Here is a 24,950-nt window from a genome sequence, read left to right on the forward strand (position 1 = left end):
AAGCTACAGCGAACTTTACACTGAGACGCAATACAAGTATTGCTTGCGTGACGGTTAAAAGTCTTCCATAAATTATTGACAAAAAGATGCAATAAGTCAAAAATTATTGTAAAATACGATTCGTATGCGCTAAGGGGCCTATAGGAACTAAACGCGTTGTTTTAGGTTCTGTGTGTGGGTTTGGTTGTGTGTTGGTCAGAGTGTGGTGTTGGGGTATCTGACTGGTGTGTGGAACTCGTTCCAGTTGATGGCGGTGCCGTAGTGTTCGGGCTCGTCCTGTTCCTGTCTGGTTTCCCGTTTGGGTGCTGGTTGTGGCTGGTGGTGTTCGTCCCTGATCAGGCTGGCGGGGTCGGGGTTGTCGGTTTTCATGTAGCAGTGCCATTCGCAGGCGCGTCTCATGTGGCTCTCGGGTAGGCCGTGGTGTTGCAGGAGGGTGCGTTTGATGGGTGGGTTGACTCCTCCTTCCAGCCGGTTGGTGGTGCGTTCCACTGGCCCGCCGGCGGTGAGTTCGGGTTCCGGGAAGGCGAAGAGCTGCCTGTCTTGGAAGAGGTGTTCGAGCCTGCGGTAGCAGCGGCGGAGTTCCTGGTGGGTCCACCACCAGGATTGGTGGCTGGCTTTGGGGTTGGCTGGGTCGTCCTTGGCCATGGTGCGTTCGTCGATGAGGGTTTTCCATCTTTCGTGCCAGGCGTTCAAGGCCTCACCCCAACGCACCGCTTCCTCGATGGTATGGACCCGGGTGAGCTGGTCGGAGAGTCGCTTGAGTTCCTTGCCGGCCTGAAGTCGTGGTTTGAGTGTCAGGTCGGTTTTGGTGTTGCGTTGCACGTGCACCAGGCGGCGTTGGATGCGCGTGCCCGGCCAGCAAGGCATGGCAGGCTTTCTGCACGCCGCGAAGGCCGTCGGTGATGAGCACGTCGGGCCCGGGGATGCGGGAGGACAGGGCCGTGTAGGCCGCCGTGTTCTCCTGATGGCACCACTGCCGGTCGATGACCTGGCCCGTCTGCCCGTCGATCGCTATCAGGAGGCACCAGCCGTGTGCCATATACGTGCCGTCGGCCATGAGCGTGTGATGGACCACCCCGTCCGGTGTGATTGCCGGCTTGATGTTCCAGCACCAGCCGACCCGTTTACGCCAGGCCCTGGCGCCCATGGCCCCCATCTGTTCCTGGGTCCTGCCCGTCAGCAGCCGGTCAGGAACTCCCTCAACTGCGCGGCGCGGGCCCGGTCCTGCCTGCGCGCGGTGGACGCGATCGAGCAGGACGGACACATCCAGCGCTGCGTGCCTGATCTGTTGCGCCCATGCTTGCGCATCCGCCCATGGCATATGGGGCAATGCCTGGCCCTCTTCGATCTGGTTCTCATTCCCCAATCGAACAGGAACGGGCACCCCTGCAAGACCCCTATTAACAACCCGACCTATTAACAACCACCCAACACGCTTACAGCCACAAGGCCAAACCCCCAACATAAACAACGCGTTTAGTTCCTATAGCCCTATAATGGTGTAACGGTGGTGCTACTGTCACCGTTGATGTAATAACTCAAGAATGATAGTTAGGCCTATCTATCAGTGCAGTATTCCAGTTTTAGCTGGGTTGTCAGAGGTGCCATGGCTGACACCGCTGACTTCGTTATTGGTTATCAAGGATGAATTGACTCAACAAACGGAAAGGGGCTTATGATGAAAGCTCTGAACACTATCAAAAGTAGGTTGCTCGCCAGCGTTGCTGTTCCACTTGCGCTGTCTATGGGAGTCGCCATGGTTCCCAGTCAGGCGATGGCTGCAGAGCCTGTGGATACCGCTTCGACATCTATCGTGAGTCAAGTCACCGATTCGCTGACTCCGAGGGATGTGCTGGAGATAGCGGATACCGCATGGGAAAACGGTGATTATGAAGGTGCTGGCATCCTGACCGAGTATGCATTCTCGATGCATGATGGCACTGCCGGTAATGGCTTCCAATCGAGGAATTGGGCTACGACGATCGCCAAGAAAGCTGTCATTAAGCTTCTGCGCTGGGGAGGTTCCAAGCTTCCTGCCAAGATTGCTCCGTGGGCCGGTCGGATTGCAGACTTCCTGGAAGCCACCGGCGTCTGGACTCATGCCGCTATCGTCTCAGGTTTGATGCAGCTGGGCATCCCTTACGATATTGCTGAATACACGGCGACATGGGTTGATTTGTTCCTCTGATTCATGGAGAGAGGGGTGAGCGATGAGTGACCGTGGACGATCAGACCATGTAACGGTTTCGGATGCGATTACCGGTGTTGGTTTTTTCGGAACTGTGTTGTTGGGTTTTGTCTTTCCTTTTGCGGTCGGCATTGGTGTCACTTATCGCTTGCTCCCTTTCGGTGGCGTTCGTTCCTGGGTGCATGGGTGGCGTGGGGTTTTGGGTACCATCGTTATCTTTCTGTTGTGGTTCTTTGGTACCTACATAACTGATGCGTTGGTGGATGTGTTGTTTAGCATGAGCAGTCACAAGGTCTTGAAGAAGCTTGTTAGCGAAGTTGTGAGTTTTGTGTTTCTCATGGGGTTGATGGCCTTGGCCTTCAGCAGGTGGGAAGCCATGGCGCTCTCATCTTTGATAACTGAGGTTCTCACCATTCTCATCTCCCTACTCGTCATTCATGCCGTTGATGCTGCAGACAAGCATGATTAATCTAAACAACGATCATTCCTAGGGAATGAAGCGGATTCGAGTGCCCCTTTTATGGGGCGGGAGAAACGCATCGGACGCGGAGAGGTCTCCTCCTTGGTTTGGGAGGAGACCTCTTCGGTTTGGTTGTGTGTGGTGTTAGTCGTCGGTGGGGTTGATGTTCTTACTGAGGGCCAGGGCGATGAGCGCTGCGAGGTTGTTGGTTCGGTCGAGGGTGAGGGCTTGGACCATGTATGAGCTGGCTTGGTCGGGGTCGCGGGCGGCCCAGGCCAGGTAGGCTCTGGAGGCGCTGAGGTGTGGGGTGGGGCCGACGGCGGCGGTGAGCTGGTCGAAGAGGTTGTAGGCTCTGTCGGCGCGTTCCTGGTTGACGGGGGTCCGGCCTTCGAAGCAGGTGGTGAGGCTGGTGAAGATGAGTTTGACGGCGGCGGGGTCGTGGGGTTGTTCGGTGATGGTGGTCAGGTCGTCTCGGGTGGTGTCGGGGTTGATGGCGGCGACCAGGAGCGCGTCGCGGTGCGGCAGTGAGGTTTCTATCAGCGCGGCCATGCGGGTGAGCCGGTCGTGTCCTATGGCTTCGGGCTGGTGGGTGCCGTCGAGTATGCGCATGATGCTGTCGAGGGCCTGTCGGCCTGCGGTGAGCATGAGTTGGGGGTCCTGGCTCAGTTGCTTGACGTCGTCCTGGAGGCTGGTTGTGGTGTTCATGGGTGTTCCTTTCCTTGGTGCCGGGACTGTTTGTGCCGACGCCTGGAATGGCGGCCCAGGTTGAGCGGAGAGTCAAGCCCCCGCGTGGATCCGAACACTCCCCCGGAGGCCGAGGGGGCATGCTGTTCGGCCCCCTCGGCCGGAGCGGGGTGTGGGCGGAGACGCTCGGGGCTTGAGTCGCAGCGGCCCGGGCCAGAATGGAAGGGGGCGGCACAAACACCACATTCCCAACCCCTTCAGCAGCACGCCGCAGGCGTGCGACAGCGGCGGCCAGACATCAAGGCGCAGCCGCCGATGACCACAACCCCGGCCGAGCCGAGCATGGAAAAAGGGACCCCGTTGAGGGGTCCCTTGATGATGTTGCCCTGATGGGTCAGGCCATCTGGCTTCGGAGTCCTGGGTAGTGGTGTGCCAGGTATTCGGCGGTGGCTTGGCGGATCAGTGCCGATAGGTTGGTGCCTTCTGTTTTGACGGCGGCTTCGGCCCATTGGTCCAGGGCCGGGGTGGTGCGTACCTGCCAGGTTTTGCTGGTGGGTTGTTTGAGTTCGTCGCGGGGGCGGCCGGCGAAGATGGAGAGCAGGTCGTCGTCGGTCAGGGGGCCGGCGTCGTAGCCCCGGTATACCCGGGTGCCTTCGATGGGTGTGAATTGGCCGGCGTCGGCCATGCGGTCGAGTGCTTCGGCGTGTGCTGCCCTGTCGGCGGGTGTCTGTGTGTTGGTCATGGTCTGGCTCCTTGTTGGTTGTGTCTATTGGTATCTGAGATGTTGCCACCGGCTGGTCAGCGGCATGGCGTGGAAGGCGTGGAGCTGGCCGTCCTGCCATTTGCTGACGATGACTTCGAGCAGGTTGTCGGGTAGGGCCCCGGGGTGTGGCTGGCCGACGAAGACCACCGTCATCTCGTCGCCGTAGCCCTCGATTTGTTCGTGGCCTATGGAGTGGAGGACCGCGTGCCTGATTTCGTCGTCGGCGCAGCCGTGCTTGCGGGCTGATTGCTCTATCTCGATCTCCATGACCATGAGTGTAGTACAAATTGCACATACAAACCAGTCGTGCGTTCCTCGCGTTGCGGTCTGGCTGTCCGAACGCGGGGCGTTCGACGATGCCGATTCCACCCCGTGGGGTGGCGCGAGGCATCGCTGCGCCGCCGCCGGCTGCGGGGTTCATTCACTCTTTGGTGTCCTCCTCCTGGTCGCCGTCGTCTGTTTCATCTTCGTTCCCTTCGTTGTCTTCCTCTTCAGGTCGGGGCACCAGGTCGCCGTCGAGACCGGATTGCTCTTCGTCGCTGATGGCGTAGCCTGCGGTTTGGAGGGCACGGTAGAGGGGTTTGAGCAGGCCGTCTATGTCGTCTTGGCTGCGCCAGGTCTCGTGGTTGATCTGTGTCTCCATGATGGCGTGGCACAGGGCGAAGGCCGTCTGGGTGCGGCGACTCTCGTCAAGGTCGGCCTTTTGCGCCAGCTCGGCTTCCTGGTCCTGGACGATGGCGCGCCATGTGTCCCGCACCTGGTCCCGGCTGACCCACCAGGTGCGTTGGCTCGCTTGGGCGATGACCAGCATGGACAGGGCCTGGGACTGGTTTTTGGCGGGGCGTTTGAGGGACATGAGCCGTTGCGTGTAGGCCAGCCGCAGGTCGTGGCTTGCCGTGTCCAGTTGCTTGGCCGGTGCGATTTCGGCTTCTTGTTCGGCTTGCCACCTGGCCAGGTCATCCTCTCTTTGCCGGCGTTCGTCCTCCTGGTCCTGTTGGGTGTATGGCTCCAGCAGGGTGATTTTGACGCGCCACTGTCCGCCACGGTCGAGCAGTCCGGCGGCCGTGGGTTTGTCGCCTTCCCATTCCTCCAGCCATGTGTCGAGGGCCTGCTTGGGGTCGGGGTCGGTATCCGGGGAGAATCGGGCGATGGTGCGCCAACCTTCCGGGTCAGACCAGGATTGTGATGGTGTCAGCGGCACGATGGGCAGCCCGGCCTGCTTGATGGCTTCCTGGGCCTGTTCGATCCACTTGTCCAGCGACCGTTTGGCCTGGACCTGGTGCAGTGTCATGTTCCAGTTGTTGGTGCCTGCGGCTTTGATGAGCTGGTCTTGCAGGCCTTCGTCGTCGCGGAAGTCGGCTATCGTCTCCAATTCCTCGAAGCTCAGCTGGGATGGCAGCGCGAGTATTTTCTCGTCGTCGATGGACGATATTTTGAGCCGTCGCTGCACGGTGCTGCGGCTGCGGCCAGTGGCTTTGGCCATCTGGTCCACGTCTTCGCCAAGGTCCAGGAGGTGGGCGTATCCGCGTGCCTCGTCCAGGGCGGTGAGCTGGTCACGGTGTATGTTCTCTACCAGCATCACCTCCGCCTGGGTCTGCTCGTCCATGTCGGTGATGATACAGGGCACGGTTGCAAGGCCGGCCTGCTCGGCGGCCGCCAGCCGCCGGTGTCCGATGACCAGGGTGTGCCGCCCCTCCTGGTTCGCCGGTGTGACGACCAGGGCCTGCTGTATGCCTTGGGACGCGATGCTCATGGCCAGCTCCGACACGTCTCCTATCTCGCTTCGGGGGTTGGCGTCGTTGGGCCTGATGGCGTCGATGGGCAGCATGGTCACTGTGGTTGTGGTGTTCATGGGTGTTCCTTTCCTTGGTGCCGGGACTGTTTGTGCCGACGCCTGGAATGGCGGCCCAGGTTGAGCGGAGAGTCAAGCCCCCGCGTGGATCCGAACACTCCCCCGGAGGCCGAGGGGGCATGCTGTTCGGCCCCCTCGGCCGGAGCGGGGTGTGGGCGGAGACGCTCGGGGTTTGACTCGTAGCGATCCTGGGCCAGAATGGAAGGGGGCGGCACAAACCCCCACGTTCACACCCCTCCAGCAGCACGCCACAGGCGTGCGACAGCGGCAACCAGCCATCGGCAACAGCCGATGACTGTAAAGCTTGACAATAGCGACAGTAGATGCTTGCCTATAATTATCAACGTAGGTGCATTAGCTAACTGATGGGCAAAGGCCGTGGAATCATGCATCTCATGGTCATTTTAAAAGGACTTATTAAGTATGAATCAGGCAACGCAGAGAAATAATGAAAGAGACACCGAATGTCTCCTGCTTCAGAATGTTAGATTTGAAAAAAGGATGGAGCACCTTCAAGATCTTCAGAGAGAGCTATTCCTGGAACAGCAAAACCGCAAAAAGGAGGAGTTTGTTTCTCCTGCTGTTAGATTGGGCAACTTCTGGTATTTCTCACGGAACTTTGTAGGAAAGCCTTATGATGTACAGTACCGTTTGCCGGTTATCGCTGATGATGATTGGAATCCTCCCGACGTTATTGCAGTCGCTAATCAGAGTGATGTAAAGGGTGAAGAGGTTGTATTCGATGCCAATGCTGAAATCGGCAGTTCGAAATATTTCCATTTGCAAGATTTGTCTATCAGCAATGACGGCAAACTTCTGCTTTACAGCACGGATACTAAAGGCAATGAAAGATATACTGTTCATCTTCGTCGAATCACGCAATCCAAGCCGCTATCGGATGTTATTCCCGATACCGGCGGGGCATGTTTAAGTCCCGATGGGCAATGGGTGTTCTATCTGGTACTTGATAATCAGATGAGACCATTCGCAGTGAAACGACATCACATTGGATCGAGTATTCAAGAAGATGTTGAAGTGTTTAGAGAAAATGACGAAAAATTCCGCGTAACTGTCACGATTAGTAATGATAACCAATACATCGTCATTACATCGGCCTCTCCAACAAGCAAAGAAGTTTTAATCTTGCCGGCGGCAAACCCAACAGGCGAATTCATATCTTTTATAAAAAGACACAATAGTATTAAGTATTCCGTGCAGTTCGGTTTTTTTGAAGCTGAGGAAGACGAAGAAGACGATATACCAATTGCCGTGATCCGACATAATGGCAGAACACCGAACTTTGAAGTCGATATAATCGATATGCGTTTGCACGAGCCGCCCTTCTATATCGGTGAGGGAACATGTATCGCTATGGGAGAATCTTGCCCGGTAGACGATACTGAGATAGCGCGAAAAGACAGTAAATCTATCTTGGCAGGAAAGCGCCAGCGCACCCTTCCAAATCCTCGAATTTTCCAGCAAGTGCGAGGTTTGAACATTTTTTCCGTCTGTGTTCGCCGCAACTTCATTTCATTAAGCTACCGTTCAGATGGGCTGCCTCGTATTGCTTTTGTTGATAAAGCTTCAGTTAAGGAATCTACTGAGTTCAATCGTCCTTTGAATCTTAATGAGGTGAAGCCACTCACCAATAACAGGGTGGATTCTGTAGGTGATAGTAAGATTTATTCCATCGTTAGCTCAGGGAACTTGTCATATGATTCCCCGAATATGCGTTACTCAATTTTCAGTTATACATCTCCCACAGAAATTCGTGAAGTGAATCCATTGACTGGCGATGACAACTTTGTAGGGGGATATGCAGGTTTTGAGGATTTTGATAGCAGCCTATATGCCGAACAGCGGATCTGGCTACCGTCAAGAGACGGTGAGAAGATTCCAGTATCACTGATTTGGAAAAAAGAACTGCAGCAAAATATATATCGCGAGAGACAACTGCATTCAGCATTTACCGGTCTTCCACAGAATCGGCCTATGTATATAACAGGTTACGGTGCTTATGGAGTCAGCACTGATCCAGACTTCTCAATGGAGCGACTAAGTTTACTTGACCGTGGAATATTATATGCAGTGGTTCATGTCCGCGGTGGGGGGGAACTAGGATATACCTGGCATGAACAGGGTCGGAAGCTTCATAAAAGAACATCATTTGAGGACTTTATAGATTCAACCCAAGCTTTACAAGATGCCGGCTGTGCGAAGCCTGAAAGAACCGTGGCTTATGGTAATTCTGCCGGCGGATTACTTGTGGCATCCGCAGTTTCGATGGCACCAGATTGTTATGCGGGTGTTATTGCGGACAGTCCTTTTGTTGATCCGTTAACAACGCTTCTTAACCCATCTTCTCCTCTGACTGTGGCGGAATGGGACGAATGGGGAAATCCGTTGGAAAGCCAAAAGGTTTTCGATTATATCAGGTCATATTCACCTTGTGAAAACCTTCCTTCTCACGGAAAGCAGAAAGGGAAGGGGAGTGGTGAATCCGTGCAAGAATGGAGATTCCCTTCAGTTTTAGCAATAGCCGCAAAGCAAGATGCTCGGGTCTCCTATAGAGAATCTCTGAAGTGGGTGTCACTGCTCCAGGAAATCGGTGCAGACGCAGTCGTTAATATCATTCAGAATGGAAGCCACGGGGGAGGATCAGGTAAGTATAGACGCTGGGAAAAGTTTGCTATGCAAACGGCTTGGTGTCTTGACATCATTGGATGCAGCAATTGAAGGTCCATCTCTACTCAAAGGAAAGTTGCCATCTTAAAAGGCGACGTATGGGTACTTAGCTATCAAAGGCAATGAGCAAGTTATTAATATTCAAGAAGCGAGTTAAAACAGAAGTTGACACTGAACCGGGTTCTGATAATATTACTACAAAGCATAGTCCGCAACGATGGGAGACGCAATGATTGGGGAAGCTGTATACATGCGGGCGACGCACCCAGGATCTCCTTTCTTTGTCGATAGCCGTAGTCTCATGGCACATGCCGAAGAGTCATGGGATCCTGAACCTGACTGTCCGATAGGATGGGCTTCAAATAAATCCGTAGTATGGACATATATGCAGCCGACTGCTTGCATAATGAGGACCCACGGATGGAAAATTCATGTGACGGCTTCCCTTGACAATGCACAATCAGTTTTAGAAAAAGTTTCTAAAATCTGTATTTCAGAGCATGTTATGTTCAAATATCTCAGGGATAAACAACAGTACCGATCCTCCAATACCAAATATGCAGGACGCAGCTCTAGTGGAAAATTCATAACCATATATCCCTTTTCTGATGAGCATCTTGAAAGATTAACCCTCAAACTAGAGGAAGCAATAGGCGGTGAACCAGGACCTTATATCCTCAGTGATTTAAGGTACAATAACGGACCTATCTTTTTCAGATATGGGGCGTTTGTTTCAATAGAAATGTCCGATGCGGAAGGTGAGAAGATAAGTCTCATTCCCGACGCTGACGGAGTGTTGAAAGAGGACATACGGGGGGTTCGCCCAATCATTCCACATGGTGTCCCAATCCCACCGGTTGTTAATGAGGCTTATGAGGCCTATAACAAAAATCTATCTACAGAACTTGATAATTACGTGGATTTGAAGGCCGTACATTTTTCTAATGCCGGAGGAGTATATTCCGCACGAAACAGAGACGATGAACAAGTCATTTTACATGAAGGTTAATATTATGCGTGATGGTGTGGTAGTAGCTGAACAGCTAAGTAAGAATTTCGTCTCGGGTGACGGGACTCCCACTGTGGTGTTCAATGATCTTTCTTTTGTTGCTGCTGGTGGTGCCATGACCGCAATTACAGGGCCCTCTGGATGTGGTAAGAGCACCTTGCTATATTGCCTTTCTGGTCTTGAACAGCCATCTCAAGGAAATGTGTGGGTGCTGGGTGAGGAACTAACTAAGAAGAACCAGCGTAACTTGGCTTTGTTTCGCAGATCGCATATCGGGTTTGTGTTTCAGTCCTACAATCTTGTCCCGTCCATGACCGTTCGTGACAATATCCTGCTCCCCTTGACTCTCAGCCATCGCAAGGTCGATCAAGGAAGCATCGATGCCCTCATGGATAAGTTCCACTTGAGCGGGCACGACAATGACGCAGCTAGTTCGCTCTCAGGTGGTGAGCAGCAGCGGGTATCCTTGATTCGCACCTTGGTCGCGGATCCCGATGTTGTGTTCGCCGATGAGCCGACAGGTGCTCTTGACCAGAAGTCCGGACAGTTGGTTTTCTCGCAGTTGCGGGACTTCTCCCATCGACCCGGTAAATGCGTGGTCGTGGTCACACACGATCTCCGCCTGGCCCGGCAATGCGACGTCGTATACACCATGAGTGATGGCGGATTTGTCGCATCAGGGAATGTGGAAGAGCAAGCGTAGTTATTGCCCTGATTCTGTATGGCGATGCGGCGTGAAAGGTGTAAGTCATGAAGTGGGCGTTGAATGATCTGAAAGCCAATAGAGGAATCTGGGCCGGTGTGTTTCTTGTGCTTGTGGTCACGCAGACGATTCTGTGCGCCATGAGTGTATGCAAGGGAATCAATGATCTCAAACATGATTCCCCGGGGGAAGTGGGTGTGGTATCTCACCATCTCAGCACTAACGTGGACTCGGTCTACCAGATAGCAATGGTCCTGGGTTGCCTGGTCATTATGGTGACGATTCAGGCTTCCATAAGGCAGCGGCGGAAGGGACTTGCATTGTTGTCCCTGCTTGGTGCCACACCTAGGCAGGTGCTGACCCTCACCATGGTGCAGGTGTTCGTGCTGACTCTGATCTCCTCCATCGTTGGTATGGCGCTGGCGCCAATTCTTGCCCCACGGATTCTAAAGTTCCAGTTGGAGGCCGTGCTGTTACCGCCGCTTATCACTTTTACTTGGCAGGGTTTCTTAGACTTTGCTTTGAGGGGGCTTGCAGTCGGTTTCATTGTGGCTTTGTTGGGTGCTCTCTTTACTCTGCGTGCTTTGAGGAAAGTGCTTCCGGTTGAGCTGCTGAGAGGTTCAGGAACTGAGGAAGTCCACGTCACGAGAGCTGGGCGCGGTCTGAGGAGATTCCTTATTATCGGTGGTTTCATCGCCCTGCTGGCACCGGCTGTCGCTGCCGTCATCCTGGTGTTGAACGACCCCAAAACTCTGAGTAAGACCCAATTGGGCATCATCATGCAACCCATGTCATTAGGCCCGATCATCGCGATACTGCTGTTTCTGGTCGCTCTGGCCTATTCTGGAGGACCCATCATCCAATGGGCCACCAAAACATGGACGAATCTGGTTCCTGTGCAATCCGATGTCTGGAAGATCGCACGGGCACAAGCCATTGTGAGAAGTCGCGGGAAGGCATTCGGCTCCACCATCATCTCACTGACTGCTTGCCTGTTCCTGCTCGGTGGATTGTTAATCACAGGTCAAACCAGTACTGCTGCCATAAGTGGCTTTCCCCAGTTGAAAGACATGGGATCAGCCACACCGATAGAGCTTATGTCCAGCCTGTGGTCGGCCTTGCTCATTGCTGTAATCGGTGCGGTCGCCAGTTTCGCCATCTCTGCCAAGGAACGCAACCTTGATCTGGCCCTTATCTCCATCGCGGGCGCTGTGCCCGGACAGCTACTTGCCATATCGGCCTTGGATGGTTTCATCCTCGTGACCACCGGTATCCTTATCTCTGCGGGGGCCACCTTGCTCGTCGGAGTTTTCACCGCTGTGACATTCCTCCCTCTTTCCAAGAATCTCTTTGTAGTGGTCTTCCCCTGGAAGTTCTTCATTATCCTTGCTGTGCCCATTATCGCCGCGGGAACACTTTCCACATTTTTCTCTGCACGTTCTAGTTTGAAGCGATCGGCAATTGAAACCGTCCAAACAGCCATAGGCGAATAGCGGAAATCATGTCAACTATGCAAACTCAGCAACGTCAAAAAACCACAATTTTTAATGTATTCAGACTATTGAAACCGCACACAGCTATCACTGTTGTTGTGATGTCTGTGGGTATAGTGTCTTCAGGTCTGGCGTTACTACAACCTCTGTGTGTCAATTATCTTCTACACGCCATAGAACAGAGTCAGAAGTTGGTGAGACCAATTGCAGTCTTGGCGCTTTTGTTTGTAGCAGGCATCGTCCTGGATGGTTTGGGATCCAATATGGCAAACCGCCTTGCGGCGAAAATAGTTTTCGATAAACGTAGCAATCTCATTACCTGTATCCTCGGCCTGCCGGTACAAGAGTATGATAAGAGGGAGTCGGGTGACTATGTCTCAACTGTCATCTCAGATACTAATGAGTTACGCTCAGCCCTGTCATCAGACTTCTTTTCTTTAAAGTGGCCGCGAATCTGTTAACAGCTTGCGGATCAGCTGTCGCTATGCTGTTCATTGATACCAGACTCTTTGCCGTGGCACTTATAACTTCGTGCACATCCATTCTGTTGATGATTGCTGCTTCTTCTCGTCTGCAGGCCTATACCGAACTGGTACAAGCTAAGACAGCAAGACTGTCTAATGCCATACTGCGATCATTAGCTGGAATTCGCACAATTAAGGCCTTTATGGCAACAGTGCCTGAAACGAAAAGAGTAGTCGGTACCGCAGAAGAAGTGTATCGGGCAACAGTAAAAGTGGCCAACAAGGAAACAATCATTCGGTCCATTGTGAACTGCGCCATACAGCTGACCTTACTAATCGTTTTTTCCTTTGGCGGCGCGGAAATAGCGAAAGGGGATCTTGATATTTCTAATTTCATCTCCTTTTCAATGTATTTGACTATGGTTGTTTCTTCGCTAAGCTCCTTTTCCTCATCTATAACCACGGCTTTCAAAGCTTTAGGACCACTCAGGAGAATAGAAGACATTGAATCTTTGCGCGATAAAAGCGAAACCGTAAGTTCGAGCAATATGCTTTCCCCAGATGGGCATTCCTCGTTTGATACAGCCAACATTACGCTGGAGTTCAAAGATGTATGCTTTTCTTACAATACAGCGGACAAAGATGATGAACGAAATACCACTCTGCAGAACATTAGTTTTAGCGCAGTCCCACACCAAAGAACCGTCATCGTGGGCTCGTCGGGTTCAGGTAAAACTACGCTGCTTTCCCTATTGGAGGCTTTTTATAGGCCGGATTCGGGGCATATCCTATACAACAATGTTGACTCAACTGATTTAAATGCCAACGATATCAGGAAAGTAGTTAGCTATATTGAACAAGATGCTCCTATATTCTCCGGTAGTATTCGAGATAATCTAACGATGGGAACCATCGAAGCAAGCGATGAGACATGTTGGAATGCGCTCAAGCTCGTCAATCTTGATACAAAAGTTAGGAATCTCGAACAAGAGTTAAATACGCAGGTCGGTGAACAAGGCCACTTCCTGAGCGGCGGAGAACGTCAGAGACTTTCCATCGCCAGGATTTTGCTGCACAGAAAACCTGTCATTCTCTTAGACGAGCCTACGTCAAGCCTCGACTCAATCAACCAACAGAAGATAAATGCTCTACTACGCGAGATATTCTCCGAACAAACCGTCATTGAAGTAGTTCACAGAATGTCAACAATTGAGCCAGGTGATCAAATACTGGTCATGGAAAAGGGCAAAATCGTCGCATGCGGCACGCATGACGAACTTAAGATTTCCAGCCCAGCTTATAGGGAACTACTACAGATGCCGACCATTAGCCAGCAAACCACAGACAATTAAATGTGATGACTTTGTGAATTCTTGTATTTAAATGTAGATACACTAATCTCATAACGGTATATTTAATGATGTTAGAAGCCGCCACTGCCTCTATCATATTTATATGATGTGCACACTAGGGCGGCATTTTCTTTATCTAAAGGGGTGTAACTGAGATGGACACCGCTCGTATTCCTTACCCTTCGCATCCTTATCAGAGCTCGGCCAGTCTGGCCGCTATGCTGATACAGAACGGTCTCTCCGGCATCAGGGGCTATAGGAACTAAACGCGTTGTTTTAGGTTCTGTGTGTGGGTTTGGTTGTGTGTTGGTCAGAGTGTGGTGTTGGGGTATCTGACTGGTGTGTGGAACTCGTTCCAGTTGATGGCGGTGCCGTAGTGTTCGGGCTCGTCCTGTTCCTGTCTGGTTTCCCGTTTGGGTGCTGGTTGTGGCTGGTGGTGTTCGTCCCTGATCAGGCTGGCGGGGTCGGGGTTGTCGGTTTTCATGTAGCAGTGCCATTCGCAGGCGCGTCTCATGTGGCTCTCGGGTAGGCCGTGGTGTTGCAGGAGGGTGCGTTTGATGGGTGGGTTGACTCCTCCTTCCAGCCGGTTGGTGGTGCGTTCCACTGGCCCGCCGGCGGTGAGTTCGGGTTCCGGGAAGGCGAAGAGCTGCCTGTCTTGGAAGAGGTGTTCGAGCCTGCGGTAGCAGCGGCGGAGTTCCTGGTGGGTCCACCACCAGGATTGGTGGCTGGCTTTGGGGTTGGCTGGGTCGTCCTTGGCCATGGTGCGTTCGTCGATGAGGGTTTTCCATCTTTCGTGCCAGGCGTTCAAGGCCTCACCCCAACGCACCGCTTCCTCGATGGTATGGACCCGGGTGAGCTGGTCGGAGAGTCGCTTGAGTTCCTTGCCGGCCTGAAGTCGTGGTTTGAGTGTCAGGTCGGTTTTGGTGTTGCGTTGCACGTGCACCAGGCGGCGTTGGATGCGCGTGCCCGGCCAGCAAGGCATGGCAGGCTTTCTGCACGCCGCGAAGGCCGTCGGTGATGAGCACGTCGGGCCCGGGGATGCGGGAGGACAGGGCCGTGTAGGCCGCCGTGTTCTCCTGATGGCACCACTGCCGGTCGATGACCTGGCCCGTCTGCCCGTCGATCGCTATCAGGAGGCACCAGCCGTGTGCCATATACGTGCCGTCGGCCATGAGCGTGTGATGGACCACCCCGTCCGGTGTGATTGCCGGCTTGATGTTCCAGCACCAGCCGACCCGTTTACGCCAGGCCCTGGCGCCCATGGCCCCCATCTGTTCCTGGGTCCTGCCCGTCAGCAGCCGGTCCAGGAACTCCCTCAACTGCGCGGCGCGGGCCCGGTCCTGCCTGCGCGCGGTGGACGCGATCGAGCAGGACGGACACATCCAGCGCTGCGTGCCTGATCTGTTGCGCCCATGCTTGCGCATCCGCCCATGGCATATGGGGCAATGCCTGGCCCTCTTCGATCTGGTTCTCATTCCCCAATCGAACAGGAACGGGCACCCCTGCAAGACCCCTATTAACAACCCGACCTATTAACAACCACCCAACACGCTTACAGCCACAAGGCCAAACCCCCAACATAAACAACGCGTTTAGTTCCTATAGCCCCAATCTGACGAATGTAAAGCCCCCATTGCCCTAGGTGCTCTAGGTTGTTGTATGCACAAATATCAGAATGATCATTTGGTCGAATTGCTGTTCAAGATGAATGATTAGGTAGCCTTTCGTTTAACACCAGGCGGTCCATTTTCGAGATTGTGCGAAGCTGCAGCCGAGTGCTTTGCAGAACACACAACGTTGTACCATTCAGATGATCCATAGTTCCAATATGAATGAGAAGCATGGACGACAAAGTCAGAACGAGGGAGTCAGACAGTGACGCAAGTGCAACAAACTCACAGGAGCAGGGCACAGTTCAAGGTGGATGAGGAGCAGGAGTCCACGCCCATCGACGATAGGCTCTTTGGATCTTTCGTGGAGCACCTGGGTCGGGGCATCTATTCGGGCATCTATGAGCCGGGTCATCCGACAGCAGACGGGCAGGGTTTTCGCGGTGACGTCATGAATTTGGTCAAGGAATTGGGCGTGACCACCATCCGGTATCCGGGCGGCAACTTCGTCTCAGGCTATCGCTGGGAAGATGGCGTGGGTCCGCGCGAAAGCCGTCCTCGTCGCCTCGACCTGGCCTGGCACTCTAGCGAAAGCAACGAGTTCGGCCTGCATGAGATGAGCGACTGGCTGGATAAGCTGGGTGGCAACGAGCTCATGGAAGCCGTCAACCTAGGCACCAGGGGCATGCAGGAGGCCTTGGATCTGCTCGAATACTGCAATGTGCCATCTGGTACCGAGTTGTCGGAACGGCGGCGTGCCAATGGCCATGGTCGCCCCTTCGGCATCAAAATGTGGTGCCTGGGCAACGAAATGGACGGCGACTGGCAGATCGGCCACAAGAGTGTACAGGAATACGCCGATCTAGCCAACCGGACGGCTGTGGCCATGCGGATGATCGATCCGGAACTGGATTTGGTTGTATGTGGATCTTCTTCGCACACCATGCCCACTTTCGGTCTCTGGGAGCGTACCGTCCTGGATCGCTGCTTCGAAAATGTGAACTTCCTCTCATGCCATGCCTATTACGCGCCCAGGGATGGAGACATGGCCAGCTTTCTGGCTTCCGGCGTGGACATGGACAGTTTCATTACCGATGTGGCGGCCATCATCGCCGCCTCGCGTGCCCGGCTGGGCAGTGATCATCAGGTTTTCATCTCCTTCGATGAGTGGAATGTCTGGTACCAGGATGCTCAGGCCAGCAAATCGCCGGAAGGCATCGGCAATTGGCCTCTTGGCGCGCCGCTTTTGGAGGATGTCTATTCGGCGGCAGATGCCGTGGTGGTGGGTGACCTGCTGATCACATTGCTCAGGCATGCTGACGTCGTTCATGCGGCCAGCCTGGCCCAGCTGGTCAACGTCATTGCCCCCATCATGACCGAGCCCGGCGGCCCGGCCTGGAGGCAGACCATTTTCTATCCCTTCGCCCTGACTGCCCGTTATGCGCGGGGTGCCCGTGTACTCAAGAGCCTGCAAAGCGGCGACACCTATGAGACCTCCCGCTATGGCCAGGTGCCCATGACTGACTCTGTGGCCGTCAGAGGTACCGACGGTTCCCTAAGCATATTTGCGGTCAACCGTAGTCTTGAGCGTTCCGTTGATTGTAGAATCGCGCTGCCTGAACAGGATCGACATCGGAAGACGACGGTCAGCACCCTGCACGAGGATGACCCCTCGGCTCGCAACACCCTTGAACATCAGGAGCGGGTCGTCATGCACGCCAGGCAAGACTTCAGGATGGATGAGGACGCCATAAACCTTCAACTGCCTCCCATCTCCTGGACGGTCATTCATCTGGCTTAAGGGGTCAATGAAGTCATCTTGGATAAAAACACCTTTCCAGGATTTTCAAGTATGGTTTCTCTGCGGTCAATCCGGGTGTGGACGATTACATATTCGACCACATACTTCCTTCCGGCTCAAGCAGCTTTGGTATCCAGTCCATCATGATGGTGGGCGCCCAATCGGGTACCCACGATGACGGAATGAAGGTGCGACTATGGCCTGTGCGCGTGACCATAAGAACAAGGGTATTGGGCGAGTTACCGGCCGGATGCCCATCATGCCTCCCGGCTGTCGGCCCCCTTGGTTCCCCAGGACGCTGCTGGTGTTGACGCTGGCACTGGTCCTGTCGACCGCGGGGCCTACGGCAACCGTCGCGTCTCAGCCTGCGCCGACCCTGCCTTCGGCTGCAGCTCCGGCGCAGAACGGTCGAGTTACCTCATCGACCTCAGCCTGTCGCCGGGGCTGGCTGTGGCCCCTTGAACCTTTGCCTGGTGATAAGGCCGCTCCAGCGATTATGCGTCCCTTCGATCCTCCGGATCATCCATGGCTGAGCGGTCATCGCGGGATCGATCTGGCAGTGCAACAAGGCAGGCACATCCGGGCCCCGGCAGACGGTGTCATCACTTTTGTCGGTTCTGTAGCAGGCAAGGACGTGGTCTCCATTCGTCACGGCAAATTGACCTCCACCTATGAGCCAGCGAAGAGTTCATTGCCGGAGGGAACCCGGCTGCAGGCCGGCACAGTCTGGGGAGAAGTAGATGGGGTCTCTGATCACTGTGATCAAGATTGTCTGCACTGGGGGCTGAAAGATGGTCACAATCACTATCTGGATCCAGGCGCTAAAGTCGGACGGCACCGCATTCGTCTCAAGCCTCTATAGGAGCGCGCGGTCCGCTTGCGAGACTCGCGCGTCTGCAGACCAGGTATATCGCCGGCCCGGGGGAGCGGTTAGAATCGTAAAGCATAACGCCGTTTCAGCAGGGAGTGGTCATGCAGAACATGCAGGAAGAATTTACGCGTCCGCTTGAGAAGCCCATAGACGCCGATGCCGGTGTCTTCTCCCTGCTTGAGGACAGGGTGAAGCGCCTGGGCGACGATCCTTTGATCGAATACCGGAGCGGACGCGAGTGGAGCACGATAACGGCCCGTGAGTTTCGCGACCGTGTGATCGCGCTGGCCAAGGGGCTCATGGCCCGGGGGGTAGGCCGGGGAGATTCGGTGGCTATCGTCTCGCACACCCGATGGGAATGGACTGCCCTGGACATGGCCATCCTGTCCATCGGAGCCGTGACGGTGCCGGTCTACGAGACCGACTCTCCCGATCAGATTCGGCGCATCTTCAACGACTCCCATGTCGGCATGGCCTTTCTGGAGGATGACGACATGAGGGCCCGAGTGGATGCGGTTCGCTCCCAGTGTGCCTATCTGAACGACTTGTATGTGATCAGCAGGGGAGCACTGACTACCATGACCGCCTACGGACGGGCGGTGGACCAGGCAGACTTCCAGGCCCGTGCCGACTCGGTGCAGGGTTCCGACTTGGCTACCATCGTCTATACATCAGGCTCCACGGGTAAGCCCAAGGGTATAGAACTCAGCCATAGTAACATCGTCTTCACTGTCCGTTCAGGTACTCAGGCAGTCCCTGACATCTGCCTGGGTGAGGGCAAGCGGCTTCTGCTCTGCCTGCCCCTGGCCCACGCTTTCGCCCGCTGCCTGCAGTTCTTCGCCATTGCAACGGATCTCACCCTGGGGCTTACCGGGTCCATCCGTAATCTGTTGCAGGACATGCAGACCTTCAAGCCCACTTTCATCCTGGCTGTGCCGCGAATCTTCGAGAAGATTTACAACGCTGCCTCCCAGCGGGCCGGAGCAGGCGCCAAGGGCAGGATTTTCCTGGATGCTGCTGGAGTGGCCAGGCAGTGGTCCCGTCATCAGCAGACCGGAAGCCGGGTTCCCATGTCGCTGAAGACCAAACACCTCATGTACACAGGCACTGTTTACGACCCCATCCTGGAGGCCTTGGGCGGCCGGGTCAAGTATGCCATTTCGGGCGGTGCCCCCTTGGACAGGGACATTGCGGACTTCTTCAACGGCATGGGTCTGCCTCTGCTGGAGGGCTACGGCATGACCGAGACCATGGGCCCGGTGACGGTCAACCCCACCGAAGGCTACAGGCTGGGCACCATCGGCCTGCCCATGCCCGGCATCACCGTGGGCATCGACCAGGAGGGCCAGCTGTGTATCAAGGGCCCCGATGTCTGCATGGGCTACCACAACCATCCGGAAATCACCACCAGGCAGATCCGCGACGGTTGGCTGCTGACCGGCGATCTGGGCAGTCTGGACGAAGACGGGTTCGTTCGGTTGACCGGTCGGCGCAAGGAGATCATCATCACTGCAGGGGGCAAGAACATCTCGCCGTCGCTGCTGGAAACAGCCGTTGAGCGTTCGCCCATCATCAGCCATTGCATGGTCATCGGGGACCGCAGGCCTTTCATTTCGGCCCTGATCACCCTCAATCTCGAGGAGGTCAACAAGTGGCTGCGGGACCAGGGCGCTGAACCCTTGGACGATGCCGCTTCGGCTGGGGAGAACCCTATCATCCGCACGGAGATCGATCGTGCGGTAGACGCGGCCAATGCGCAGGTCTCCCGGGCCGAGGGAATCCGACGCTATCTGGTTCTGGACCAGGACTTCACTCGTGAAAACGGACTGCTCACCGCATCATACAAGCCCCGTCGCCAGGAGGTTCTCAAGCGGTATGAAGACCAGATCGAACAGAAGATCTATGCTCAGAGACCTGCGTCGGCTGGCTTGATGTAGCCTGTATCAATCAGAGCCGCCTTGAGGTTGGAGGCCGAAACCGCAACCAAGGGTCTTGACAGGCGGCGCAGTTGCTTGCCGTCCTGGTTGACGGTCTGGATCGTATCCATGGCTGGCACCTTGCCCTGGCTGTTGAGCCCGACACAGGCCTTGGCCATATCAGCCGCAAGACCCAGCCTGTCCTCCAGACCAGTCATCCACTGCCGTCCGTCCACGATTTGAGGGATGTTGTCCACGTAGGCACCGTATCCACTGATGACGGGCCAGGTAGCGTGGTCGTCCGAGGGCGTGGAATCCTGAGTCCTGCCCGTGGTCTGTGAAGGATCAGCCTGCGACGCCGTCGGATTCTGGGCTGCAGGGCTCTGAGCGGGCTTGGGCACGCGCTGCCGGTGCAGATCCTTATGACCGACCATGGATCCCACAATGCCTGATATCGAGATCTCCGGGTTGACGTCCGCCGAAGAACCCCGATAACCCAGATCCCCGAGCTCAGAGACCACGCCGGAAACAATGAAGTCGTTCATGGCCAGAATGCCGTCCACCTCGGTGTGGGTCTTGGCGTCATCGTTCGTGGCCAGGCGGGTCGCCAGCTCTTTGCCGGTAGCCGAAGCGTCCTTGCCTGGATCAAAGGCGATCGCCTGCCAGTCCTTCTCGGTGCTGTCTGCCTTCAGGAGCCCAGAGGGGCTGATAGCCCGTCCATCCTTGAAGTAGGGCCCCAGAACCTGCCAGATTCCAGCGAAAGCCTGGGCGGGGAAGGAATTCTGCTCAGCCTGGACGCTTTCAACACCCTTGTCAGCAGGGGATGTATCAGATGATGCGTCAGCTGCCCGGTTCGGCAGCAGAATTTCGATGCGGCAGGGGTTGTCCTTGCTGGCCTTGTCCAGTTCCAGTTTGCTGGCCAGCTTGTCCGCCTGCATCTGACCAATGGCCCGTGCATCAGATAATTGCACGAACAGATCCGGTTGGATGCCCGGCACCTGGTTGGCCAGCAGGACCACATGCATGCCTGCGCCCGCAGCCAGACGCAAAGAAGAGACCAGACGTGCGCGCGCCTTGTCTTTGGCGTCGGCATCCAATGAGTGGCTGATATAGTCGCCATACTGCCGGGTGATGGAATCTGGCGAGGTCATGGGTGCCACCACCAGTGTGGTCGGCTCTGAAGTCTTTCCGGCCTTGCGCTCCGAAAGGCGGTTGACCAGGTAATCCTGCAGCTCCTTGCTTTGATCCTCCAGGTTCCCGCTGGTGTAGGCATCGATGTGTTTATTGGGAAGATGCTCCTTGGCCAGTGCTGCCTTGAGCTCAGGAACCAGCGCGGCCCACTTGTTGATGGGCGTGTGCTGGGAGAGGGTGATGCCATCGGAGGGAGTGAAAATGGCCACCCGACCGGGGACCTCAGCGGCCGCAGTTGCCCCTTGGCTCTGTGAGGCGCTCGGAGACTGTTGCCCACTGCCCAAGGCCAGACCACCGCAAGCACCAGCCGATGCCACCATGACCAGACTCGCCAGCAGGGCCAGCAAGCCGGACAAATGCCGTGCAAAGCCGGTCTTCTTCACGTTCGCTCCTTCGTTCCGACAGAGCCCGACTCTGGCCGGGTCCCGAGCAACCATTCTATGGGCTCTCGGGCAGGAGCGTATGAAGGGCCGATGTTTCGCGTACACGGTCCTCGCCGGTGGGACTGACAGTGAAGGCTGATCTGTGGAGAGTAACCGCCTGTAATAACCCTCTGCAATGGCAAGGAGAGGGTGTTGTTGTCTTATCTGCTAGTCTGCCTTGCGTCCACTAGCCTCTGCAGCACCTGAAGACATACGCTCGGCAAGAGCATGGTCCAAGGCGTCCATGAACCCTTCGGTGTCCAGCCAAGGCTGATCAGGACCCACCAGACTGGCAAGATCCTTGGTCATGCGACCGGAGCGTACGGTCTCGATGACCACGGCTTCCAGTGTTTGTGCGAACTCGGCCACCTTGGGGGTGTCATCCAGCCGCGCCCGCTGCTTGAGCCCGCCGGTCCAGGCGAAAATGGAGGCGATCGGGTTGGTGGAGGTGGTTTCCCCCTTGAGCCAGCGCCGGTAATGCCTGGTCACGGTCCCATGGGCGGCCTCGGCCTCTACCGTCTGTCCATCGGCCGTCATCAGCATGGAGGTCATGAGACCAAGGGAACCGAACCCCTGAGCAATTGCATCTGACTGGACGTCGCCGTCGTAGTTCTTGCAGGCCCAGACATAGCCGCCCTGCCACTTGAGCGAGGAGGCCACCATGTCGTCGATCAGCCGATGCTGGTAGGTCAGCCCCTCTTGTTCGAACCGACTCTGGTACTCCTGCTCGTAGACCTGGGCGAAAATATCCTTGAACCGGCCGTCATAGGCCTTGAGGATGGTGTTCTTGGTGCTCAGGTAGACCGGATAGTGCCTCTGCAGGGCATAGTTGAAGCAGGAGCGCGCAAAGTCGCGGATGGAGTCGTCCAGGTTGAACTGAACCTGGGCCACACCCGGACCTGGGTAGACGGTCACCTCTCGGGTTACCGGATCGCTCCCGTCTTCAGGAGTGAAGACGACGCTGAGCTTTCCCGGCCCGGGAACAGTGAAATCAGTCGCCTGGTATTGGTCGCCGAAGGCATGGCGGGCCACCACGATGGGCTTGGACCATCCGGGAACCAGCCGGGGAATGTTGTCGATGACGATGGGCTCGCGGAAGATGGTTCCGCCAAGAATGTTGCGGATGGTACCGTTGGGCGACTTCCACATGCGCTTGAGACCGAATTCCTTTACCCGGGCCTCGTCCGGGGTAATGGTGGCGCACTTGACGCCCACGTGCTCACGCTGAATGGCCTGTGCCGCCTGTACGGTGACCTTGTCGTCGGTGGCGTCCCTGTTGCGGATGCCCAGGTCGTAATAGTCCAGGTCCACGTCCAGGTAGGGCAGAATCAGCCGTTCCTTGATCATTTTCCAGATGACCCGGGTCATCTCGTCACCGTCGAGTTCGACGATGCGTCCTTTCACGGTGATCTTGTCCATGGCGGCCTCCTATCGGTCGGCGGGTCGGGGGCCGGATCCTGCTCCCGATGCCTCAGTTGCGCTCGCGAACTGTTTTATCCCAAGTTTGTTACCCTCTGTTGCCATGCTCGTAACCCGTTCGTAGCACGCCGGAGCGTCATTGTGAGGCGCTAGGCTGGCAGACATGACACAGGAAATCGAAATCGGTCTCGGCAAGAAGGCCACGGTGGCCTACACGCTCGATGATGTCTCCATACTCCCATCCAGAAGGACCAGGGATCCCCAGGATGTCTCCACGGCCTGGCAGGTGGATGCCTACGAGTTCAATCTGCCGCTGCTGGCGGCGCCCATGGATTCGGTCACCAGTCCGGAGACGGCCATCGCCCTGGGACGGTTGGGCGGATTGGGTGTGCTTGACCTGGAGGGACTGTGGACCCGATATGAGGATCCGCTCCCGCAGCTGGACCGGATAGCCAATGCCTCGCCGGAGCAGGCGACCGAGGTCATTCAGGAGGCCTACCGAGAGCCGGTCAAGGCCGAGCTGATCACCCGCCGTCTGCAGGAGATTCGCAAGGCTGGAGTCACGGTGGCTGGAGCCCTGTCGCCGCAGCGCACCCAAGAGTTCTATGCCACGGTGGTCGATGCGGGTGTTGATCTCTTCGTAATCCGCGGAACGGCGGTCTCGGCCGAGCATGTCTCAACCAGCCATGAGCCCTTGGATTTGAAGAAGTTCATCTATGACCTGGACGTTCCGGTCATTGTCGGCGGGGCCGCCACCTACCAGGCCGCCCTGCATCTGATGCGCACGGGTGCCGCTGGAGTCCTGGTCGGGTTCGGCGGGGGAGCTTCCTCGACTGACTCCGCCACCATCGGAATTCAGGCCCCTATGGCAACGGCCATCTCGGATGTGGCTGAGGCGCGTCGCGACTACCTGGATGAGTCCGGCGGACGTTACGTTCAGGTCATCGCCGACGGGGAGACCGGCACCTCGGGGTCCTTTGTCAAGGCCTTGGCCATGGGGGCCGACGCAGTCATGCTGGGCACACCCTTGGCCAAGGCTACGGAGGCTCCTGGCCAAGGCATGCACTGGGGGGCCGAGGCGCATCACCCTGAGTTGCCACGGGGTCGCAGGGTTCAGGTCGGCCAGGTGGGGAGTCTGGAGCGCATACTTTTCGGACCCAGCGATCGCACCGATGGCAGTCTGAATCTGATCGGAGCCCTGCGGCGGGCCATGGCCTCCACCGGTTACGTGGATGTCAAGAACTTCCAGAAGTGCCGTGTTGCAGTGACGCCTGCCATCCGTTGCTGAGCAGAAAACAGGACATTTACCTACCATTTATCCACAATCCGTACAGAGGCCGGTTCAGTTGACCACATTTTTGAACCGGCCTTTACAATCCTTCTGCCCATCCCTACTCTGGACGTAATCGCTGTCGTTGCGTCGGTTGCCCTGTGCGCCGCGTCGGCATGGGGTGGGGGCAATAAGCACATCGAAGTGCGAGGGAGAAGCATGACGGAGTACATGGATCTGGCGCCGGCCTGGGATCGTGATCAAGCATTCGAAGATTCGACAGGACAGGAGTTCGGCGGCTGGTGGCCGTCCACCTGCACACAGGTGCCGCTGGGACTTGGCGGTATCAAACTTACGGTGCGAACCGTCAACTTCGTCCGGCCGGGAGATGCTGCCGGGCATGAGGGTCTGTCGGAGGACCTGAAGCGTATTCTCGTAAATCTGTGTGCACTGGCATCCAGGGTCTTCGATGTGCTGCGGGGACGCCTGCCTATGAAGAGCCTGGACCGTGTTCTCAACCGCGTCTGCATGGAGCGATTGTCCCTGCTGGCCCGACTGCTGCAAGATCGGCATCTGGGCATGGTCCGCACAGCGGATCACATCGGCATGACCTACCTGCCGCTGATTCCTACACTGGTCGAGATCTATCGCGTGGACCCTGACCGGTACGAAACCACCATCGGATTTCTGGTCGGCGAGCGTACGGTGCTGGCCAACCTGATCGTGGCCAGAAGCGGTTCGCGCTGGGTCTGTGTGCGCTTCGACATGGGCTAGGCGGCGGCTTTGGCGGGGTGACC

At 56.1% G+C, this 24,950-nt stretch carries 19 protein-coding genes and 2 pseudogenes; 13 read left to right on the plus strand and 8 right to left on the minus strand.

Annotation, left to right across the window (positions count from 1 at the left end):
* Window positions 1-195: 195 nt before the first annotated feature.
* Window positions 196-1,359, minus strand: a pseudogene (locus tag ACUIAD_RS06070) (IS1249 family transposase).
* 316 nt (window positions 1,360-1,675) lie between these two features.
* Here ACUIAD_RS06070 and ACUIAD_RS06075 point away from each other — a divergent pair.
* Window positions 1,676-2,188, plus strand: coding sequence for a hypothetical protein (locus ACUIAD_RS06075; protein WP_045925197.1), 513 nt, complete (start codon window positions 1,676-1,678; stop codon window positions 2,186-2,188).
* A gap of 22 nt (window positions 2,189-2,210) precedes the next feature.
* Window positions 2,211-2,657: a hypothetical protein gene (locus tag ACUIAD_RS06080; protein ID WP_015022033.1), complete on the plus strand. Its 447-nt coding sequence runs from the start codon at window positions 2,211-2,213 to the stop codon at window positions 2,655-2,657.
* Window positions 2,658-2,792: 135 nt separating this feature from the next.
* On the opposite strand, the gene ACUIAD_RS06085 is transcribed toward ACUIAD_RS06080, so the two are convergent.
* The 4 genes from ACUIAD_RS06085 to ACUIAD_RS06100 form a co-directional block, all read right to left on the minus strand.
* Window positions 2,793-3,353: a hypothetical protein gene (locus tag ACUIAD_RS06085; protein ID WP_015022034.1), complete on the minus strand. Its 561-nt coding sequence runs from the start codon at window positions 3,351-3,353 to the stop codon at window positions 2,793-2,795.
* 373 nt (window positions 3,354-3,726) lie between these two features.
* Window positions 3,727-4,074 (minus strand): hypothetical protein, encoded by a 348-nt coding sequence (locus tag ACUIAD_RS06090; protein WP_015022035.1) that lies wholly within the window; start codon window positions 4,072-4,074, stop codon window positions 3,727-3,729.
* A gap of 24 nt (window positions 4,075-4,098) precedes the next feature.
* A complete protein-coding gene (locus ACUIAD_RS06095) occupies window positions 4,099-4,362 on the minus strand; it encodes a hypothetical protein (protein ID WP_141650026.1) in 264 nt (87 codons plus the stop codon).
* Window positions 4,363-4,516: 154 nt separating this feature from the next.
* Entirely contained in the window at window positions 4,517-5,947 is a 1,431-nt protein-coding gene (locus tag ACUIAD_RS06100) for a ParB/RepB/Spo0J family partition protein (RefSeq protein WP_015022037.1), read from the minus strand.
* A 423-nt stretch (window positions 5,948-6,370) separates the two neighbouring features.
* On the opposite strand from ACUIAD_RS06100, the gene ACUIAD_RS06105 reads away from it, so the two are divergent.
* The 6 genes from ACUIAD_RS06105 (at window position 6,371) to ACUIAD_RS06130 (ending at window position 13,653) form a co-directional block, all read left to right on the plus strand.
* Window positions 6,371-8,683, plus strand: coding sequence for a prolyl oligopeptidase family serine peptidase (locus tag ACUIAD_RS06105; RefSeq protein ID WP_267431528.1), 2,313 nt, complete (start codon window positions 6,371-6,373; stop codon window positions 8,681-8,683).
* Between the two features lie 250 nt (window positions 8,684-8,933).
* Window positions 8,934-9,641 (plus strand): class III lanthionine synthetase LanKC N-terminal domain-containing protein, encoded by a 708-nt coding sequence (locus ACUIAD_RS06110; RefSeq protein ID WP_445343074.1) that lies wholly within the window; start codon window positions 8,934-8,936, stop codon window positions 9,639-9,641.
* On the plus strand, window positions 9,613-10,344 hold the full coding sequence (locus ACUIAD_RS06115) for an ABC transporter ATP-binding protein (protein ID WP_445343075.1): 732 nt from the start codon (window positions 9,613-9,615) through the stop codon (window positions 10,342-10,344). The genes ACUIAD_RS06110 and ACUIAD_RS06115 overlap by 29 nt, the downstream gene beginning before the upstream one ends.
* Window positions 10,345-10,391: 47 nt before the next feature.
* Complete coding sequence (locus ACUIAD_RS06120; RefSeq protein WP_045924218.1) at window positions 10,392-11,837, plus strand: FtsX-like permease family protein; 1,446 nt, start codon at window positions 10,392-10,394, stop codon at window positions 11,835-11,837.
* A gap of 101 nt (window positions 11,838-11,938) precedes the next feature.
* On the plus strand, window positions 11,939-12,298 hold the full coding sequence (locus ACUIAD_RS06125) for an ABC transporter transmembrane domain-containing protein (protein WP_445343815.1): 360 nt from the start codon (window positions 11,939-11,941) through the stop codon (window positions 12,296-12,298).
* Entirely contained in the window at window positions 12,280-13,653 is a 1,374-nt protein-coding gene (locus tag ACUIAD_RS06130) for an ABC transporter ATP-binding protein (RefSeq protein ID WP_445343076.1), read from the plus strand. Before ACUIAD_RS06125 ends, ACUIAD_RS06130 begins: the two co-directional genes overlap by 19 nt.
* A gap of 310 nt (window positions 13,654-13,963) precedes the next feature.
* Here ACUIAD_RS06130 and ACUIAD_RS06135 read toward each other — a convergent pair.
* Window positions 13,964-15,128 (minus strand): annotated as a pseudogene (locus tag ACUIAD_RS06135) (IS1249 family transposase).
* A gap of 409 nt (window positions 15,129-15,537) precedes the next feature.
* Here ACUIAD_RS06135 and arfA point away from each other — a divergent pair.
* From arfA to ACUIAD_RS06150, 3 genes are all read left to right on the plus strand, one after another.
* Window positions 15,538-17,064, plus strand: coding sequence for an arabinosylfuranosidase ArfA (arfA, locus tag ACUIAD_RS06140; protein WP_445343816.1), 1,527 nt, complete (start codon window positions 15,538-15,540; stop codon window positions 17,062-17,064).
* 196 nt (window positions 17,065-17,260) lie between these two features.
* Window positions 17,261-17,926, plus strand: coding sequence for a M23 family metallopeptidase (locus tag ACUIAD_RS06145; RefSeq protein ID WP_445343077.1), 666 nt, complete (start codon window positions 17,261-17,263; stop codon window positions 17,924-17,926).
* Between the two features lie 119 nt (window positions 17,927-18,045).
* On the plus strand, window positions 18,046-19,872 hold the full coding sequence (locus ACUIAD_RS06150) for an AMP-dependent synthetase/ligase (protein WP_445343817.1): 1,827 nt from the start codon (window positions 18,046-18,048) through the stop codon (window positions 19,870-19,872).
* Here ACUIAD_RS06150 and ACUIAD_RS06155 read toward each other — a convergent pair.
* Both ACUIAD_RS06155 and ACUIAD_RS06160 read right to left on the minus strand, forming a co-directional pair.
* Window positions 19,842-21,362, minus strand: a complete 1,521-nt coding sequence (locus tag ACUIAD_RS06155) for a hypothetical protein (protein WP_445343818.1) — start codon at window positions 21,360-21,362, stop codon at window positions 19,842-19,844. The two genes, ACUIAD_RS06150 and ACUIAD_RS06155, sit on opposite strands and share 31 nt — an antisense overlap.
* A gap of 270 nt (window positions 21,363-21,632) precedes the next feature.
* The gene (locus tag ACUIAD_RS06160) at window positions 21,633-22,883 is read right to left on the minus strand and encodes an NADP-dependent isocitrate dehydrogenase (protein WP_445343078.1); all 1,251 of its coding nucleotides are present in this window, start codon (window positions 22,881-22,883) and stop codon (window positions 21,633-21,635) included.
* A 163-nt stretch (window positions 22,884-23,046) separates the two neighbouring features.
* Between ACUIAD_RS06160 and ACUIAD_RS06165 the strand changes: the two genes are divergently transcribed.
* Both ACUIAD_RS06165 and ACUIAD_RS06170 read left to right on the plus strand, forming a co-directional pair.
* Entirely contained in the window at window positions 23,047-24,171 is a 1,125-nt protein-coding gene (locus ACUIAD_RS06165; RefSeq protein ID WP_445343079.1) for a GuaB3 family IMP dehydrogenase-related protein, read from the plus strand.
* 201 nt (window positions 24,172-24,372) lie between these two features.
* Window positions 24,373-24,927 (plus strand): Rv3235 family protein, encoded by a 555-nt coding sequence (locus ACUIAD_RS06170; protein ID WP_445343080.1) that lies wholly within the window; start codon window positions 24,373-24,375, stop codon window positions 24,925-24,927.
* Window positions 24,928-24,950: the final 23 nt, after the last annotated feature.

The sequence above is a fragment of the Bifidobacterium sp. ESL0819 genome, assembly GCF_052606245.1.